The following is a 16291-nucleotide window of genomic DNA, read 5'->3' on the forward strand; positions in this document are numbered from 1 at the left end:
CTCCTCCAATCCGGACCCCGACAGCGGACATCGGTTCGCTTTCGTTCTCTCCTCACAGGGCGCACGTTTCTCCTCCGCCGGCTCGATCCCGGGCCGGATCAGAGAGTGGAGGAACGTGTTCCATGTCTACGATCGACGTTGAAACCAGGCGACCGGACAACCGCGGCCGCGTCCCCTGGAACAAGGGCAAGCTCGTCGGCCAGAAGCCACCGTTGAAGATGAAGGAAGTCTGGCGGATTCGCTTCTGGCTGCAGCAGACGGCAGAGACGCGCGACCTGGCACTGTTCGATCTCGCCATCGACAGCAAGCTACGCGGCTGCGACCTCGTTCACCTCAAGGTCGACGATGTCGCCGTCGGCGGCCCGGTCAAGCCGCGGGCGGTCGTCCGGCAGCGGAAGACCGGCCATCCGGTGCAGTTCGAACTGACCGAACAGACCCGGGAAGCGGTTGCGGCCTGGATGCAGGCTGGCGAGCGCCGCTCCGGCGACTACCTCTTCCCCAACCGGCGTCACTCGTCGAAGCCGCTGACCACCCGGCAGTACGCCCGGCTGGTCCGCGTCTGGCTGGACGCCGTGGGGATGGACGGAACCGCCTACGGCACCCACTCGCTCCGCAGGACAAAGCCGACGCTGATTTACCGCCGCACCGGCAACCTCCGGGCGGTCCAACTGCTGCTCGGCCACACCAAGCTGGAGAGCACCGTTCGTTACCTCGGCGTCGAGGTGGACGACGCGCTCGCCATCTCCGAGCAGACCGACCTGTGACGCTCGCACACGCATGGGCCGCCCTGGACAAAATGGCTACTGGATGGCCATAATTGACCCATGAGCACATACAGCGTCGCGGACGCCAAGAACCAGTTGTCCGAACTGATCGACCGCGCTCTCAGGGGTGAGGGCGTCGTGATCACACGGCATGGGCGCCCCATGGTGGAACTCAAGCCGGTCGACGAACCGGTGAAACCGCTGTCCGCGGCCGACCTCGACTGGCTCGTAGTGCACCGGGTCGGTCGGACGCCGGCCAGTGAGGATGCCGGCCACCTTGTCGAGCGGATGCGCGACGAGAGCGAACGGTGAACGTCTACCTCGACGCCAGCGTTCTCGTCGCTCTCTTTGCCAACGACCCTTTCACCAAGCGGGCGGAAGACTTCCTGCGCCGCGAGCAGCCGGCGACGACGGTGAGCGACTTCGCCAAGGCGGAATTCGCGTCGGCGATCGCCCGGCGCGTCCGAACGGGCGAGCTGACCGACGACGACGCCCGCGACGCGTTCGCCGCACTCGATGTCTGGACCGCGCGGGCCGTCCGATCGATCACCGCCTCCCCGGCCGACATCGCGGCGGCGAGCGCTTACCTGCGCCGCCTCGACCTACCGCTGCGAACGCCGGATGCGATCAACATCGCGATCGCCGAGCGCGCCGGATGCACCTTGCTCACCTTCGACCGGAAAATGGCTGACAATGCGATGACGCTCGGCATTCCTGTCGCCGCAGCATGAGCAGTGGGTCATGACCGAAGATTTGCGTCCCCTGCCGATTTTCCGCATTGCGGACGCGGCCGACGAGAATCAAGGAAGGTCTACTAAGCGGAGTGCGCCAGGAGACTGGCGAGGAGTAGATGGTGAGAGTCCATCACGATGAAGGAGTAGCGATCCACATCGGCCCCGAGCCGTGCGCAGACGTCCGCGAGGGCGTCGGCGAAGCGTCGGCAGGGGATCGTGCAGGCCAGGCTATTGAGCCGCGAAAGGTAGATAGCTCCGGGCGCCGACGTCGTTCTGCTGGCGGAAGGCAACACCGGCGGGCGCGTCATGCGCGAGTGCCCGTCCGGGCCGGCGTGGTCGAAGACCCTGGCATGTATGAGACGCTCCTTGCGCAGGAACTGGGAGACCTCACGGCCGGCCCGGACGGCGGCGATGCCGTCGCGGGTCCGCATCGGGAAGGCGAGGAGCCGTAGCCGGTGGTGCACGGTGGTGAGGAGTCAGACCCTGTCATAGTAGCCGGGAAGCCTGCGAACAAAGCGGCGACTGCCGCGGCGGAGCAGGTGGAGCCAAGGACGGGGGCCGAGGGGAACGTGGGCTGGCAAAGCACGGACCGGACACAGGGCCGGGCCGCCGTGTCNCAGGCGCTGGCGCGCGTACGACAAGCCGCAAGGCAACGGAAGAAGGAACGGTTCACCGCGCTCCTCCATCACGTGACCATCGATCTGCTCCACGTCGCTTTCCTCGCCCTGAAGCGGGATGCGGCGCCCGGCGTGGACGGGGTGACGTGGCAGGACTACGAGGCCGATCTCGAGCGAAGGCTCGCCGATCTGCACGACCGGGTCCAGCGGGGAGCGTATAGGGCGCAGCCCGCACGGCGGCGGTTCATCCCGAAGCCGGACGGGCGGCAGCGGCCGCTGGCGGTCGCCGCGCTGGAGGACAAGATCGTCCAGAAGGCGACACTCGCGGTGCTGAACGCGATCTACGAGGAGGACTTCCTCGGGTTCAGCTACGGGTTCCGGCCGAAGCGCGGCCAGCACGATGCGCTGGACGCTCTCGTGGTCGGGATCACCCGCACCAAGGTGAACTGGATCCTGGATGCCGATATCCGGTCGTTCTTCGATTCTGTCAGCCAGGACTGGCTGGTCCGATTCCTCGAACACCGGATCGGCGATGCGCGCATCCTCCGCCTGATCCGCAAGTGGCTGAAGGCGGGGGTCCTGGAAGACGGAGTGCTCACGGTCAGCGAGACGGGGACCGGGCAGGGGTCGGTGATTTCGCCGCTGCTCGCCAACGTCTACCTGCACTACGTGTTCGACCTCTGGGCCGAGCGCTGGCGACGGCGGGAAGCCCGCGGCAGCATGATCATCGTCCGCTATGCCGATGACATCGTCGTGGGCTTCGAGCACGAGACCGACGCGCGGCGGTTCCAGGACGCGATGCGCGCGCGTCTGGAAGCGTTCGCTCTGTCGCTGCACCCGGAGAAGACCCGCCTGATCGAGTTCGGCCGCTTCGCGGCGGTCGGACGCGCGAAGAAAGGGCTCGGCAAACCGGAGACCTTCGACTTTCTCGGGTTCACCTTCATCTGCGGCCGGGACCTCCGGGGCGGGTTTCAGCTCCAGCGGCGGACGCGGCGCGACCGGATGCGGGCGAAACTCCGGGAGATCAAGGACGAGCTGCGATATCGGCGACACCGGCCGATCCCCGAGCAGGGGCAATGGCTGGCACAGGTGGTCCGCGGTTTCTTTGCCTACCATGCCGTGCCGACCAACTGGGCGGCGCTGACGGCCTTCCGCTACCACGTCGGCCGCCTCTGGCTTCGTGCGCTTCGGCGTCGCAGCCAGCGGGGGTTCTTCGCCTGGGAACGGCTGACCCGTCTCGCCGACGCCTGGCTTCCCAGACCCAGGATGTTCCATCCGTCGCCCCACGTGCGCTTCGCCGTCAAACACCCGAGGTGGGAGCCGAGTGCGTGAATTGCGCCCGCTCGGATCTGTGCNGGGGGCGCTCAGAAATGAGCGTCCCTACCGCGATCCCGGATAGCGTTGATTGCTCGCGCGACCGCAAAGCGTCGTTCACTATCCGCTCCTCCTCGTCATTCGCCACCGTTTCAGGGTTCGAAGAGCGGACCAAGCTAGTGTCATTATCGCATGTGATGCAGGCATCGTACGTCGCTGGTGGCGATGGGCTGGAGGCAGTCAGGATCGTCGTTGCGGACGTTGTTGACGCGGGAGCTTACGGGAACGGCCATGAGCGGTCCGTCACAGGGTTTTAGCAGGGCCTTGATCGGGGTGAGTTCGGCTTCGGTGTCGAGCCAGAGCTCGAATGTATTAGGTTCAAGGATCACCGGCATGCGCTCATGGATCGGCCGGACCGAGGGATTGGCCTCGCAGACGATGATCGTGCAACTCTCGATAGGATCTCCTCCCTCTGGGTTCCGCCATCGCTCCCAGAGGCCGGCAAAGGCAAACGGTCGGTTTGCCGGTAGGGTCAGGTAGTAGGGCTGCTTCTGAGATCCTTCTAACCGCCATTCGTAGAAGCCGTCGGCGACGACTAGACACCGACGTCTGCGAAACGCCAGACGGAAGGCGGGCTTCTGGTCAACCGTCTCGGCGCGGGCGTTGATCATTTTGTAGCTGATCGAGGTATCTTTCGCCCAGGCCGGCAGCAATCCCCAGCGGACAAGGGCAAGTTCGCGCTCGTCGTGATCGTCTTTCCGCCGGACGATTGGCACACTCTGCGTCGGCGCAATGTTGTAACGGGGCGGCAGGTTCGGTGGCGGCGTTCGAGCGGTGATCCTGTAGAGCGCGACAAGCTCGGACCAGGGTCGAATTCGTGTGTAACGTCCGCACATCGCTCCAGGGCCTCGCCGTCATTGAGCCTTGTCGTCATGTAGTGACGGTCGATGCGATTTCGCATGCGCTCGATTCGGCACAGGTCCGCCCGGCGAGAATTCTAGGCGTGAATCGGACGGGCGATGGCGACTCCAGAGACACCTTGACTCCAACCGCCGCGGATAGGAACATAGAAAGAACATTAGCTGTGGATGCCGTCGTGCGATCATGCCTCGCATTGCTAGCGATTTGGACAAACTTCGTTGCCAGCTTGCTCGGCTGGAGGCCCCGCGCAGCGGGCGCGCTGCCGCAACGCTGAGCGATCCGATGCTCGATCGGGCACTGCCGTGGGGCGGTCTGCCTCGCAATGGCTTGCACGAGATCGTCGGCGACGAAGGCGATGTGGCGGCGGGTGGATTTGCCCTGGCCGTGGCCGGTCGCATCGCCGGAAGCGGTGGCCGCATTTTGCATCTCGGGATGCATCATCGCGATCAAGCCGCCGGGCGGCTCTACGGTCCCGGCCTTGTCCGGTTCGGCATCGATGCCGACCGACTGATCCTCGCTGTCGTCTGCCGGCCGGCCGACCTCTTGTGGATGATGGAAGAAGGCCTGCGCAGCAAAGCGCTGGCGGCGGTGATTGGCGAAGGCGTGACCGCCGACCTGACGGCGTCGCGTCGGCTGCAACTTGCCGCCGAAGCCGGCGGGGCGGCGGCTTTATTGTTGCCACCGGTAGCCGCGCGATCGTGGACGGCGCTGACCCGCTGGCGGGTGACCTCTGCACCGTCGCGCGACGGACCGTTCCGTCCCCGCTGGCGGGTCTTGCTCGAACGCTGCCGGGGTGGATCACCCGCAGACTGGCTGGTGGAATGGGACGATGCGACGAGTTGTTTCTGTGTGGTTCCCCCATTGGCGGACCGACGCCCACGGCTGNNGCGGCAGTGCTCGGCTGAACGGCTTTCCGGGGGAGGAGCCGCTGGCGAGCGTGCCGCCCTGGATGGCGCGGCGCGCGATCGGCCCCTCGCCCTGGTCGAGCGGACAAAAGGCGGCGTACGGCTGGCGGCTGTCGATCCGACCGCTGCCGCGGAAGGGCTCCANCCGGGAATGAGCCTTGCCGACGCCCGCGCCGCCCTGCCGGCATTGGCCGTCGCCGCAGCCAACCCGGTAGCCGATATGGAATGCCTTGGCCGCCTCGCCGATTGGTGCCATCGCTGGACGCCATGGACGGCGACCGACGGCACCGACGGGATCGTCCTCGACGTCAGCGGCTGCGCGCATCTGTTCGGCGGCGAAGCCCGCCTGTTGGAGCAGATATGTGCCCGGTTGCGGCGGTTCGGCTTCAGCGTCCGGGCGGCCCTGGCCGACACACCGGCGGCCGCCTGGGCCTGGGCTCGCTTCGGCAGCGGTGGCGTCCTCGCTCCGGGCAGCCAGGCTCATGCTCTGGCCCCGCTGCCGGTGGCGGCGCTACGGCTGCCCGCCGCCCTCGTCTACGGCCTCGAACAGGTTGGCTTGGCGACCATCACCGCCCTGGCGACCGTGCCCCGCGCGCCTCTCGCCCGGCGATTTGGCGAGACCCCGCTGCGGCGGCTGGATCAGGTCATGGGACGAGCGGATGAGCCGATTGGGCCACGACTGCCGGCCATGGACTGGAGTCGTTGCCGGAGCTTTGCCGAGCCGATCGGCCGCACCGAAGATGTCGCCGCCGGGCTGCAGATGCTGCTCGACGACCTCACCGCCGGTCTCGCCGAGGCCGGCCGTGGGGTGCGCCGGCTAGCGTTCACGCTCTATCGGGTGGACGGCTCGACCCAGGGTTGGCGCATCGGCACCGCCCGGCCCAGCCGCTCGCCCGAGCACCTGGCCCGGCTCTGTGCCGAACCACTGCAGCGCCTCGATGCCGGATACGGCATCGAAGCCCTTCGTCTGACCGCCATTGAAACCGAGCCCTTGGCCATGTCCCAGCTCGACTGGCAGGAGGGCGATGTGACACCCGAGGCCCTGGAGCAGTTGATCGACCGGATGCAGCAGCGGCTGGGAGCGGACCGCATCGTCCGCCTCGCGCCGGTGGAAAGCCATTGGCCGGAGCGGGCGGTCGCCGGCATTGCGGCGTTGGCGCCACCGCGGCGGACCGACTGGGCGATCCCCTTGCCGCGGCCACTGCGCTTGTTGCCTGTCCCTGAACCGATCACGGTGACCGCCCCGGTGCCGGACGATCCGCCGGTGGCGTTCCGCTGGCGAGACGTCTATCGCCGCATCGTCCGCGCCGAAGCGCCGGAACGGATCGCCGCCGAATGGTGGCGAGAAGCAGCGGCAACGCCGGCGCGCGACTACTACTGGGTCGAAGACGAGGCCGGGCGCCGTTACTGGCTGTTTCGCGACGGCCCCTACGTCCCCGGCCAGTCCGCNCCGCTGGTACCTGCACGGCCTGTTCGCATGAGCTATGCCGAACTCCAGGTCACCAGCAATTTCAGCTTCCTGCGCGGGGCCTCGCATCCCCAGGAACTGGTGGAAACCGCCCGCCTCCTCGGCTTTTCGGCGCTCGCGATCACCGATCACAACACGCTTGCTGGCGTCGTCCGTGCTCATACCGCGGCGAAGGCGGTGGGCCTGCGCTACGTCGTCGGCTGTCGCCTCGATCTCCACGACGATGCGCCGCACGACACCTTCTTAAGCCTGTTGTGCTGGCCAACTGATCGTGCCGCCTATGGCCGGCTCTGCCGCCTCCTCACCCTCGGCCAGCGACGGGCCCGCAAGGGCGGCTGTCGCCTCGGCTGGGCCGATCTCTGCGGCCTCGCCGAAGGGCAGATCCTCGCGGCGTTGCCGCCCGACCGCCCCAATCCCGTCTTCGGCGAACGTCTGGCGGCACTGGCGACGCTGGCACTTGGTCGCACGTATCTGGTCCTTCAGCATCGCTACCGCGGCGACGATCGACGACGGCTGGCGATGCTCGCCAACCTCGCTGCCGAGGCCGGCGTGCCAACCCTCGCCACCAACGATGTCCATTACCACATCCCCCAGCGGCGGCCGCTGCAGGACGTGCTGACCTGCATCCGCGCCGGCTGCCGGATCGACGAGGCCGGCCTGCGGCTCGCCGCCAATGCCGAACGTCACCTCAAACCGCCGGACGAGATGCGCCGGCTGTTCCGTGGCCACGAGGACGCCGTCGCACGGACCCAGGGGGTGGTCGAGCGGTGCCATTTCTCCCTCGACGAACTGCGCTACGAATACCCCGACGAACCGGTGCCGCCAGGGCGCACNCCCCAGGCCTACCTGGAGGAGCTGACTTGGCAGGGGGCAGCCACCCGCTGGCCCGAAGGCATCCCGGCGAAGATCGCAGCCGACCTGCGACACGAGTTGGCGCTGATCGGCCGGCTCGGCTACGCAGCCTACTTCCTCACCGTTTACGACATCGTCCGTGCCGCCCGCGATCGCAGCATCCTCTGCCAGGGTCGGGGATCGGCAGCCAATTCGGCGGTGTGCTATTGTCTCGGCATCACCGCCGTCAATCCGGCCGAGCTCGATCTCCTGTTCGAGCGCTTCATCAGCGAGGAACGCCGCGAGCCTCCCGATATCGACGTCGACTTCGAGCACGAGCGGCGCGAGGAGGTCATCCAGTACATCTATGAGCGCTACGGCCGCGATCGGGCCGGGCTCGCTGCGACCGTCATCAGCTACCGCTCCCGCAGCGCGGTGCGAGATGTGGGCAAGGCGATGGGGCTGAGCGAAGATGTCACCGCTCGCCTCGCCGCCACCGCCTGGGCTTCCTCCGATGAGGGGTTGGCCCTTGACCAAGTTAAGGAAGCCGGGCTCGATCCGGCCGATCGCCGCCTGTGCCAAACGCTGGCGCTCGCCCGGGAGCTGCTCGGCTTTCCCCGTCATCTTTCCCAGCACGTCGGCGGCTTCGTGCTCACCCGCGGACGGCTGGACGAAACGGTGCCGATCGGTAACGCGGCGATGGCGGATCGCACCTTCATCGAGTGGGACAAGGACGACATCGACGCTCTCGGCATCCTCAAGGTGGATATCCTGGCGTTGGGCATGCTGACCTGCATCCGCAAGGCTTTCATCTTGATCCGCGACCATCATGGCCGTGATCTGAGCCTCGCGACACTGCCGCGCGAGGACCCCGCCGTCTACGACATGCTGTGCCGGGCGGATTCGCTCGGCGTCTTCCAGGTGGAGAGCCGGGCACAGATGAACATGTTGCCCAGGCTGCGCCCGCGGATGTTCTACGATCTCGTCATCGAGGTGGCGATCGTCCGGCCGGGGCCGATCCAGGGCGACATGGTCCATCCCTACCTGCGTCGTCGCCAGGGGGTAGAACCGGTCAGTTATCCCTCCGAAGACCTGCGTCGGGTGCTCGGCAAGACCCTGGGCGTGCCGCTGTTTCAGGAGCAGGCGATGCGCATCGCCATCGTCGCCGCTGGCTTCACGCCGACGGAAGCCGACGGGCTGCGCCGGGCGATGGCGACCTTCCGCCGCGCCGGGACCATCCACGGATTCCGCAGCAAGTTCATCGCCGGTATGATCGAACGCGGTTATGCGCCCGAGTTTGCCGAGCGATGCTTCCAACAGATCGAGGGCTTTGCCGATTACGGGTTTCCGGAATCCCATTCGGCCAGTTTTGCCCTGCTGGTCTACGTATCGGCCTGGCTGAAATGCCATTATCCCGCCGCCTTCGCCGCGGCGCTGCTCAACAGCCAGCCAATGGGGTTTTACGCGCCTGCGCAGATCGTCGGCGATGCGAGGGTGCACGGCGTCGAGGTACGTCCGGTGGACGTCAACCATTCCGCCTGGGACTGCGCGCTGCAGCCAGGCGAGAATAGGCAGATGGCGCTGCGTCTCGGTTTCCGGTTAGTGGATGGTCTTGGCAAGGAGATGGCGAGCCGGCTGATCGCCGCGCGGGCTACGGGCTATCCCTCGGTCGGCTCCCTCAACCGGCGGGCCGGGCTGACGGCGGCGACGATCGAAAGGCTGGCTGCCGCCGATGCCTTTCATTCCCTCGGCCTCGATCGGCGGGCAGCGCGCTGGCAGACCCGGGCGATCGGTGAGAGCCCGCTCCCACTGTTTGCCGCGATCGAGGATCAATCGACCGAGGGTGAGGCCATGACCGAGCCGACGGTTGCCCTGCCGCCGTCGGCGCCATCCGAGCAGGTGCTCGACGACTATCGTGCCCTCGGCCTGTCGCTGAAGGCGCATCCGATGAGCTTCCTGCGGGCGAGCCTGACAGCCGAAGGGGTGGCGTCGGCCGCCACGGCGCAGAGAGCCGGCGATGGTTCCCGACTGGCGGTGGCCGGCGTCGTACTGGTGCGCCAGCGGCCCGGCAGCGCCAAAGGTGTGATCTTCATCACCCTTGAAGACGAAACCGGGGTAGTCAACCTGGTGGTCTGGCCGGCGGTGCTGCAGCAGTTCCGCACGGTGGTGATGACCAGCCGGCTCCTCCTGGCTCGCGGCCGCATCCAGCGCAGCCCTGAAGGCATCATCCATCTGGTCGCCGAGCGCCTCGTCGATCGCACCGCCGACCTCGACCGTCTCGGTGTCCGGCGGCCGTCCCCGCTCACCCATCTCGACGAGGTCGCCCGCCCCGGCCGCAACGACTACGTCGCCCCGCCGTCCCATCCCCGCCATGTCCGGGTGATCCCCAGATCGCGGGATTTCCGCTGATGGAAACACCCAACCGACTGACCTGTCACGCTTGAACCGCCGTACGTAGAAACGCCGAGATGGGTCATTGAGCGTCGGCGATGGGGCCGCGGATATCGACCCGCAGACCTCGGTTGCTTCCGACGGCCGGCGTGTCAGCTTCACTTCGGCCGCCCTGCTCGCAGTTTTCATGGTGCGTCAGTGATGGGGCTGCCCAGAGCGACCAGCGACCTTCGGGCTGCAGCCGGTTCCCCGGGCCGGAGCGTCAGCTTCCCACCGCCCGCGACGGCCGCAACTTTTGCCCACGGCCGTGACGAGGCGGCTTGAAGCGGACCTTTACCGCGACCGGAATTGCCGCCAAAAGCCTCGCTTCCGACCAGCGTCGATATATGCATGGCATTGATTGTAAGCTATTGATATGGAGCGATAAAAGGCAGAGAAGGTTCGATCCCGGTTCGGTTCGCTCCGCCAGTTTGGCTCTTCCGGCCCGTCGCGCCTGCATCTGGGAGCGTGCAGTCGGATCGAACGCCCGGGCGTCGCCTGTGTCCCACCCATCCTCCCCCGGGCAGCGACTGAGGCAATTATTTGCCCTTCTTGCCACTTTTTCGCTGGGCATTGACGGAACCTGACGCCAGGCTGGGCGTTGAGTGTTCAGAGCCCTACTCTGACGGATGGACACGCGATGAATCTGCGCGCGTTGGCCTTTGTGCTTGCCGGCGGTAAGGGGACACGGTTNAGCCCCCTGACCAAGGAGCGCGCCAAGCCGGCAATCTCCTTTGCCGGCCAATATCGCATCGTCGATTTCGTCCTCAGCAATCTGGTCAATTCGGGCATCTGTTCGATCTATGTCCTGGTGCAGTTCAAGAGCCAGTCGTTGCTGCTGCACCTGAAGGAAGGCTGGCAGTTCGCCAACATCCTCGGTAGCCAGTTCATCATTCCGGTGCCGGCGCAGATGCGCTCGCCTGGCGAAACCTGGTACCGCGGCACCGCGGACGCCATCTTCCAGAACATCAACCTGATCGAGCAGTCGAAACCGGACGTGGTCTGCGTCTTCGGCGCCGATCACGTCTACCGGATGAACATCCTCGAGATGGTGGAATTCCATCGGCAGATGACCGCCGACGTCACCATCGCGACACGGACGGTGGACCGCCGCTTTGCTGCCGACTTCGGCGTCGTCGAGGCGATGGCCGACGGCCACGTGGCCGGCTTCATCGAGAAGGACCCCGACGCCCCGGGGCTGCCGGACGACCCTAGCCAAGTGCTGGCGTCCATGGGCAACTACGTCTTTTCCACCGACGCCTTGCTCAGCATGCTGGCGGAAGACGCGGCCGATCCAAAGTCCAGCCATGACTTCGGCACCGATGTGCTGCCGCGGCATGTTGGCCGGGCGTGGATGTATGCCTATGATTTCAGCCACAATAAAATCCCGGGCGAGTCGCTCGACGGCAACAATTACTGGCGCGACGTTGGCACGGTGGATGCCTATTACGAAGCCAACATGGAGATCCTCGGCCCGCAACCGCCGCTCAATCTGTTCAACCGCCGCTGGCCGCTCCGGACCGCCACATACCCCGATCCGCCGACGCGGTTCGACATCGGCGCCGACGGCGCGGCAGGAGCGGCGGTGCACGCCATGGTCGCGTCGGGCTGCATCATCGGCGGGCGGATCGAACGTTCGGTGCTCGGCCGCAAACGTCGGGTGCATGCGCAGGCGCAGATCAGCGACAGCGTCGTCCTCGACAACTGCGAGATTGGCCCGGGCGCGGTGATCCGGCGAACGATCATCGACAAGAACGCCCGCGTCCCGGCTGGGGCACAGATCGGCGTCGACCTGGAGCGCGACCGGCAGCACTACCACGTCACCGATAGCGGCATCGTCGTCGTCCCCGGCGCCCGTTCCTCGATCGACCTCTGTAACATCGGCATCTGACCGGCGGCATTGGACTGGCGGCCCGCAAGACCTTCTCGTCCGCCTCGACCACACCGCCGAGGTTCGGGTCGCCTAGCTCCAACGCGATGTCTTGTCGTGCTTGCAATGCGGGCAACTGGCATCGGCGTCTCGACGCTTCTCGATCGTGACTCCAGCCAAACGTCGCGCCAATCCCGCGCGCACCATTCAGCTAGCAGAATAAAGAAGGAACAAAATGATTTTCGGACACGGCGGCACACCCGCCAGCGGCCAGCGCCTGCGGCACTGACGCCAAAGTGCGCCGCGACCACACGATGGCTCGCCCCCACAGCGACCGCGTCGCCATGTTTCCTCCACCTTAATGCCTGGGAGGTTCACTCCCCGATCGGAACAGACTGCGCCATCACGCCACAGATACCCGCAGGACTTCGGCGACGCTCCACGCCTGGGCGATACAGCCGCGCGGTGCAAACGGCGGCTCGGCATCGAAGATCTCGCTGATACTGCCGATACAGCCGTCGTCGAGATGCGCCCACATGCCGTCCAGCAAGGCGCGCACCTCGTGGCGACGTTCGGGATGAACCTTCAACCAGGCATCGACGTAGGGGCCAATCAGCCAGGCCCACACCGTTCCCTGGTGGTAGGCGGCGTCGCGCGCCCGCAGATCACCGTCGTATTTCGCCTTGTAATCCGGATGCTCCGCAGACAACGAACGCAGCCCCAGCGGCGTCAGCAAACGCTGCTCTACCACATCCAGCACCTGCTGCCACCGGTCGCCGTCCAGCACCGGATGCCGCAGGGAGATGGCGAAGACCTGGTTGGGACGGCAAGCGGGATCATCGCCATGCTCGCCGTCAACGACGTCGAACAAATAGCCCCCGTCGGCGTACCAGAAGCGCCGGTTGAAGGACGTCCGCGTTCGTTCGGCACAATCGGCCAACGGCGGCAGCGGGCCGGGAAGCTGATACTCCTCCACCCAGCCGGCAAGGAGGCGCAGGGCGTTGTACCACAGGGCATTGATTTCCACCGCCTTGCCCCGTCGCGGGGTCACCACCCAGTCGTCCACCTTGGCGTCCATCCAGGTGAGCTGGTAGCCCTCGGCGCCCTGACGCAGCAGGCCGTCCTGCGGATCGACGCCGATGCCGAAGCGGGTGCCATCCAGGTGATGCCTGACAATGTCCACCAGCTTCGGCAGCAGCGAGCGGACGAGGTCATGGTCGCCGGTGACAGCGTCGTAACGGTCGATGGCATGGAAGAACCACAGCGTCGCATCCGCGGTGTTGTAGAGGCCGGTGTCCTCGTGTTCGAGAAACAGGTTCGGCAGCAGACCGTCACGGATGTGCTCGGCGAAGGTGTGCAGAATGCGCGCCGCCTCCGCATGCCGACCGGTATGCAGCGTCAGCCCCTCAAGGCTGATCATGGTGTCGCGCCCCCAATCGGTAAACCAGTGATAGCCGGCAATCACCGTGCGTGCCCGCTCGTCCCGGCCGTCCAGATCGCCCGGATCGGCGCGCGGCGGCACGATGATGAAGGAGTCCGCAGCCAGCACCAGTTCGTTGGCCGGGCTGTCCCGCAAGGCCGGGTCGGCCCGCTCGATGAGCGCCGCGCGGCGGTTGCGCTCGTCGCGTAAGGCATCTGCGGGGCGCAGGCTGGCGAGAGAGTCGTCCCAGGGCTCGGTAGTCGCCAGGAGGATGACCTCGGTGGTGTCCTTGAGCGCTGCACGCAGCAGGCCCGGGCTCCACAGGGTACCGCGATAGTCGTAGCCTCGCTCCGCCTCACGCCTATAAATATTCTCGCAGCGCCGCCCGCCATCGAGGGTGAAGGACGTCCGGGTGCTGAGCAGACGCAGCCGCAAGGTCGGTAGGTCCGGGCCGCCGGTGATCTCATAATGGTTGCCGGTGGAGATGACTTGGTAAGGCGTACGAGCATCTTCGCGTACCGGGCTATCGTGCAAACGGAATTGCAGATAGGGCCGCAACTGTAGCTCCACCTGTGCCGCACCGGCGAGGAGGTGCCAAGTGATCAGTACGGTGTTCTGGCCGTGCAGCATCGCCAGACTGCGTTCGACGACGATGCCCTCGCCTTCGAAGCGCCAAATCGGCAAACCGAGGTCGAGCCAGAACGCGGTCAGTGGCAACGACTGCACCGTGTCGCCATCGCTCCGCAACACCCTGGCGCCGAGGCTGAACACCCGCCCATCCTCAAGCTGCAGGCATTCGTCGAGAGCATTCAACATCACCACCCGGCCGGTGGGTACCGGCGCCGCCGCCACAAGGTTGGCATGATAGCGCCGGGTCAGGGTGCCGCCGATGGTGCCGCTGGCATAGCCGCCAAGGCCGTTGGTCACCAGCCACTCCCGCTCGTTGCCGTTAGCCGTCGGCGCAAGCGGCACGTGACGCACCACGTGGCTCGCCGTCATCGCTTCGCTCCCCTCAGGAGCGGGGCAGTCGTGGCCGCTTCGGNNCATCGGCATCCGGTGCCAACAGGATCGCCGCCCCGCCGGCCAGCCGCCAGTTGCCTTCCGAATAGACGGGAGGAATGCCGGTACCGCCATATTGCGGATCCTCGCTCGACCAGATGACCCGCCACGTATGGCCTGGGAGTGGCGCCAGCAACGGCTCGGGCGCCGGCGAGTAATGCAGCTCAACGTCGAGGTTGATCAGCAGCAACCGATCTTCTCTTTCGCCAAAGAAGCGCAGGACGAAGGCGCTGGGTCCAATCACCGCACCGTCAACGCAGCCGATTTCGTGACGCCGCAACACCGCATCCTCGCGCCGCAAACACAGCAGGTCGCGATGAAGGGTGTAGATTTCCGCATGGCTTTCCCGCTCGCTGAAGTCGAGCTTGCAGCGGCTGAAGGTTTCGCCGTCATCAGGGCGGAGGATGGAGTCCTGCATCTCCGGCGTCGCCAGATTGGCAAACTGGCGCAAGAACTCCTTGCGTCCCGCATGGACAAGATCCGCCAAGTCCCGCTTATGATCGGCAAAGTAGAAGAAGGGAGCGGACGCACCGAACTCCTGCCCCATGAACAGCATCGGCGTCGCCGGACCGAGCAGCAGATAGGCTGTCATCGCCCGGTACTGCGCCGGACTGGTCAGCTTATGCAGGCGCAAGCCGTTGCCGGAATTGGCCACCTGATCGTGATTCTGGAGAAAGTTGACCAACCGCTCCGGATGCAGGTTCCTCGAGGGCGTGCCGCGTGGCTGCTGCTGCCAACTGTACCATTGCCCCTGGTACAGGAAGCCGTACTTGGCGGCGGAAACAAACTCCTGTGGTCGGCCGTGATAGTCGGTGTAGTAGGCTTCCCGCCGCCCGGTGAGTGCCACCATCGCCGCATGGTGCAGATCGTCGTTCCACAGGCTGTCGAGACCGCAACCGCCTTCGGCCGCCGGCAGCAACAGCGAGACATCCTGTGGTTCGTTCTCACCAACGATGAAAATGTCCCGCCCAACCGCGGCAGCACGCGCTTGGCGGCAGACTTCCGCCAAGATGTGATCACTGCTGGCGTCAAAGTCATAAATATTTTGCGTCGCATCCAGGCGCAGACCATCAAGATGGAATTCGCTGATCCAGTAGCCGGCGTTGGTGATAAAGAATTCCCGCACCGGCTCGCAGTTAGCGTCACTGAAGTTGATCGCCTGGCCCCAGTCAGTTCCGTGTTCCTCACTGAGGTAATAGGGCGAAAACTGTGGTAACATGTTGCCGACAGGTCCGAGGTGGTTGTAGACCACGTCGAGAATGACGCCCAGTCCGCAGGCGTGCGCCGCATCGACGAAGGCGCGGAAGTCGTCGGGGCCACCGTACAATCTCGTCGGCGCGTACATGTTGACCCCATCGTAGCCCCAACCGAAGCTACCGGCGAAATCGGCCACCGGCATCACCTCGAGGATCGTGATCCCGAGCGCAGCCAGCGCCGGGAGTTGCGGGATGGCATCGCGCCATGTGCCGGCTTGCGAAAAGGTGCCGATGTGCATTTCGTAGATGACGTCACCGCGGCCGGTCACCCCCTTCCAGGGGGCGTCGGTCCAGGTGAAGGTAGAGGGGTCGATCACCTGCGACGGTCCGAGCGGACCTTCGGGCTGAAAGCGCGATGCCGGATCGGCCAGCAGGTCAGCCTCGCTGTCGAGACGGTAATGGTAAAGGCTGCCGGTGCGTGCTGCAGCACTGACCCCACTGAAGTAGCCGTTACCCTCCGCCTCCAGAGTGACGGGCAACAGCTGCTCCAGGCCATCGGCGATCACCACTTCGACGCACTTTCGCTGCGGAGCCCAGACCCGGAAAGAAACACCGGCGGGCGTCACCTCGGCGCCAACCGGCAACCGCCGTCCCTGCAGCCCCCACTTCGTCGCGGCAGGTCCGCTGGCGTTTGCCGCGTGGCAAGCGGTCTTGGAAAGGTAACGGTTGGGCAGGCCATCTCGTCGCTGGCAAGTGCGGTCG

At 66.0% G+C, this 16291-nt stretch carries 10 protein-coding genes; 6 read left to right on the plus strand and 4 right to left on the minus strand.

What is annotated here, in order from left to right; all coding sequences use genetic code 11:
- Positions 1 to 122: 122 nt before the first annotated feature.
- The 3 genes from HQ394_RS07260 to HQ394_RS07270 are packed head-to-tail and all read left to right on the plus strand — an operon-like array spanning position 123 to position 1495.
- On the plus strand, positions 123 to 764 hold the full coding sequence (locus HQ394_RS07260; protein ID WP_190262687.1) for a tyrosine-type recombinase/integrase: 642 nt from the start codon (positions 123 to 125) through the stop codon (positions 762 to 764).
- 60 nt (positions 765 to 824) lie between these two features.
- Positions 825 to 1076, plus strand: a complete 252-nt coding sequence (locus HQ394_RS07265) for a type II toxin-antitoxin system Phd/YefM family antitoxin (RefSeq protein WP_190262688.1) — start codon at positions 825 to 827, stop codon at positions 1074 to 1076.
- Positions 1073 to 1495, plus strand: a complete 423-nt coding sequence (locus HQ394_RS07270; protein WP_190262689.1) for a type II toxin-antitoxin system VapC family toxin — start codon at positions 1073 to 1075, stop codon at positions 1493 to 1495. The genes HQ394_RS07265 and HQ394_RS07270 overlap by 4 nt, the downstream gene beginning before the upstream one ends.
- A gap of 83 nt (positions 1496 to 1578) precedes the next feature.
- Here HQ394_RS07270 and HQ394_RS07275 read toward each other — a convergent pair whose 3' ends face one another.
- Positions 1579 to 1929: a hypothetical protein gene (locus tag HQ394_RS07275; RefSeq protein ID WP_190262690.1), complete on the minus strand. Its 351-nt coding sequence runs from the start codon at positions 1927 to 1929 to the stop codon at positions 1579 to 1581.
- A 258-nt stretch (positions 1930 to 2187) separates the two neighbouring features.
- On the opposite strand from HQ394_RS07275, the gene ltrA reads away from it, so the two are divergent.
- On the plus strand, positions 2188 to 3447 hold the full coding sequence (ltrA, locus tag HQ394_RS07280) for a group II intron reverse transcriptase/maturase (protein WP_456151555.1): 1260 nt from the start codon (positions 2188 to 2190) through the stop codon (positions 3445 to 3447).
- A gap of 167 nt (positions 3448 to 3614) precedes the next feature.
- On the opposite strand, the gene HQ394_RS07285 is transcribed toward ltrA, so the two are convergent.
- The gene (locus HQ394_RS07285) at positions 3615 to 4325 is read right to left on the minus strand and encodes an SOS response-associated peptidase (protein WP_190262692.1); all 711 of its coding nucleotides are present in this window, start codon (positions 4323 to 4325) and stop codon (positions 3615 to 3617) included.
- A 577-nt stretch (positions 4326 to 4902) separates the two neighbouring features.
- On the opposite strand from HQ394_RS07285, the gene HQ394_RS21460 reads away from it, so the two are divergent.
- Positions 4903 to 9963 (plus strand): error-prone DNA polymerase, encoded by a 5061-nt coding sequence (locus HQ394_RS21460; protein WP_456151556.1) that lies wholly within the window; start codon positions 4903 to 4905, stop codon positions 9961 to 9963.
- A gap of 661 nt (positions 9964 to 10624) precedes the next feature.
- Positions 10625 to 11875 carry a glucose-1-phosphate adenylyltransferase gene (gene glgC / locus HQ394_RS07295; RefSeq protein ID WP_190262694.1) on the plus strand — a complete coding sequence of 417 codons (1251 nt, stop codon included), beginning with the start codon at positions 10625 to 10627 and terminating at the stop codon, positions 11873 to 11875.
- A 382-nt stretch (positions 11876 to 12257) separates the two neighbouring features.
- Here glgC and HQ394_RS07300 read toward each other — a convergent pair whose 3' ends face one another.
- Positions 12258 to 14273 carry an amylo-alpha-1,6-glucosidase gene (locus HQ394_RS07300; RefSeq protein WP_190262695.1) on the minus strand — a complete coding sequence of 672 codons (2016 nt, stop codon included), beginning with the start codon at positions 14271 to 14273 and terminating at the stop codon, positions 12258 to 12260.
- Between the two features lie 13 nt (positions 14274 to 14286).
- Entirely contained in the window at positions 14287 to 16155 is a 1869-nt protein-coding gene (gene treZ / locus HQ394_RS07305) for a malto-oligosyltrehalose trehalohydrolase (RefSeq protein ID WP_456151557.1), read from the minus strand.
- Between the last annotated feature and the right edge of the window lie 136 nt (positions 16156 to 16291).

Source organism: Defluviicoccus vanus (genome assembly GCF_014672695.1).
Taxonomy (GTDB): Bacteria; Pseudomonadota; Alphaproteobacteria; order Rhodospirillales; family Defluviicoccaceae; genus Defluviicoccus; species Defluviicoccus vanus.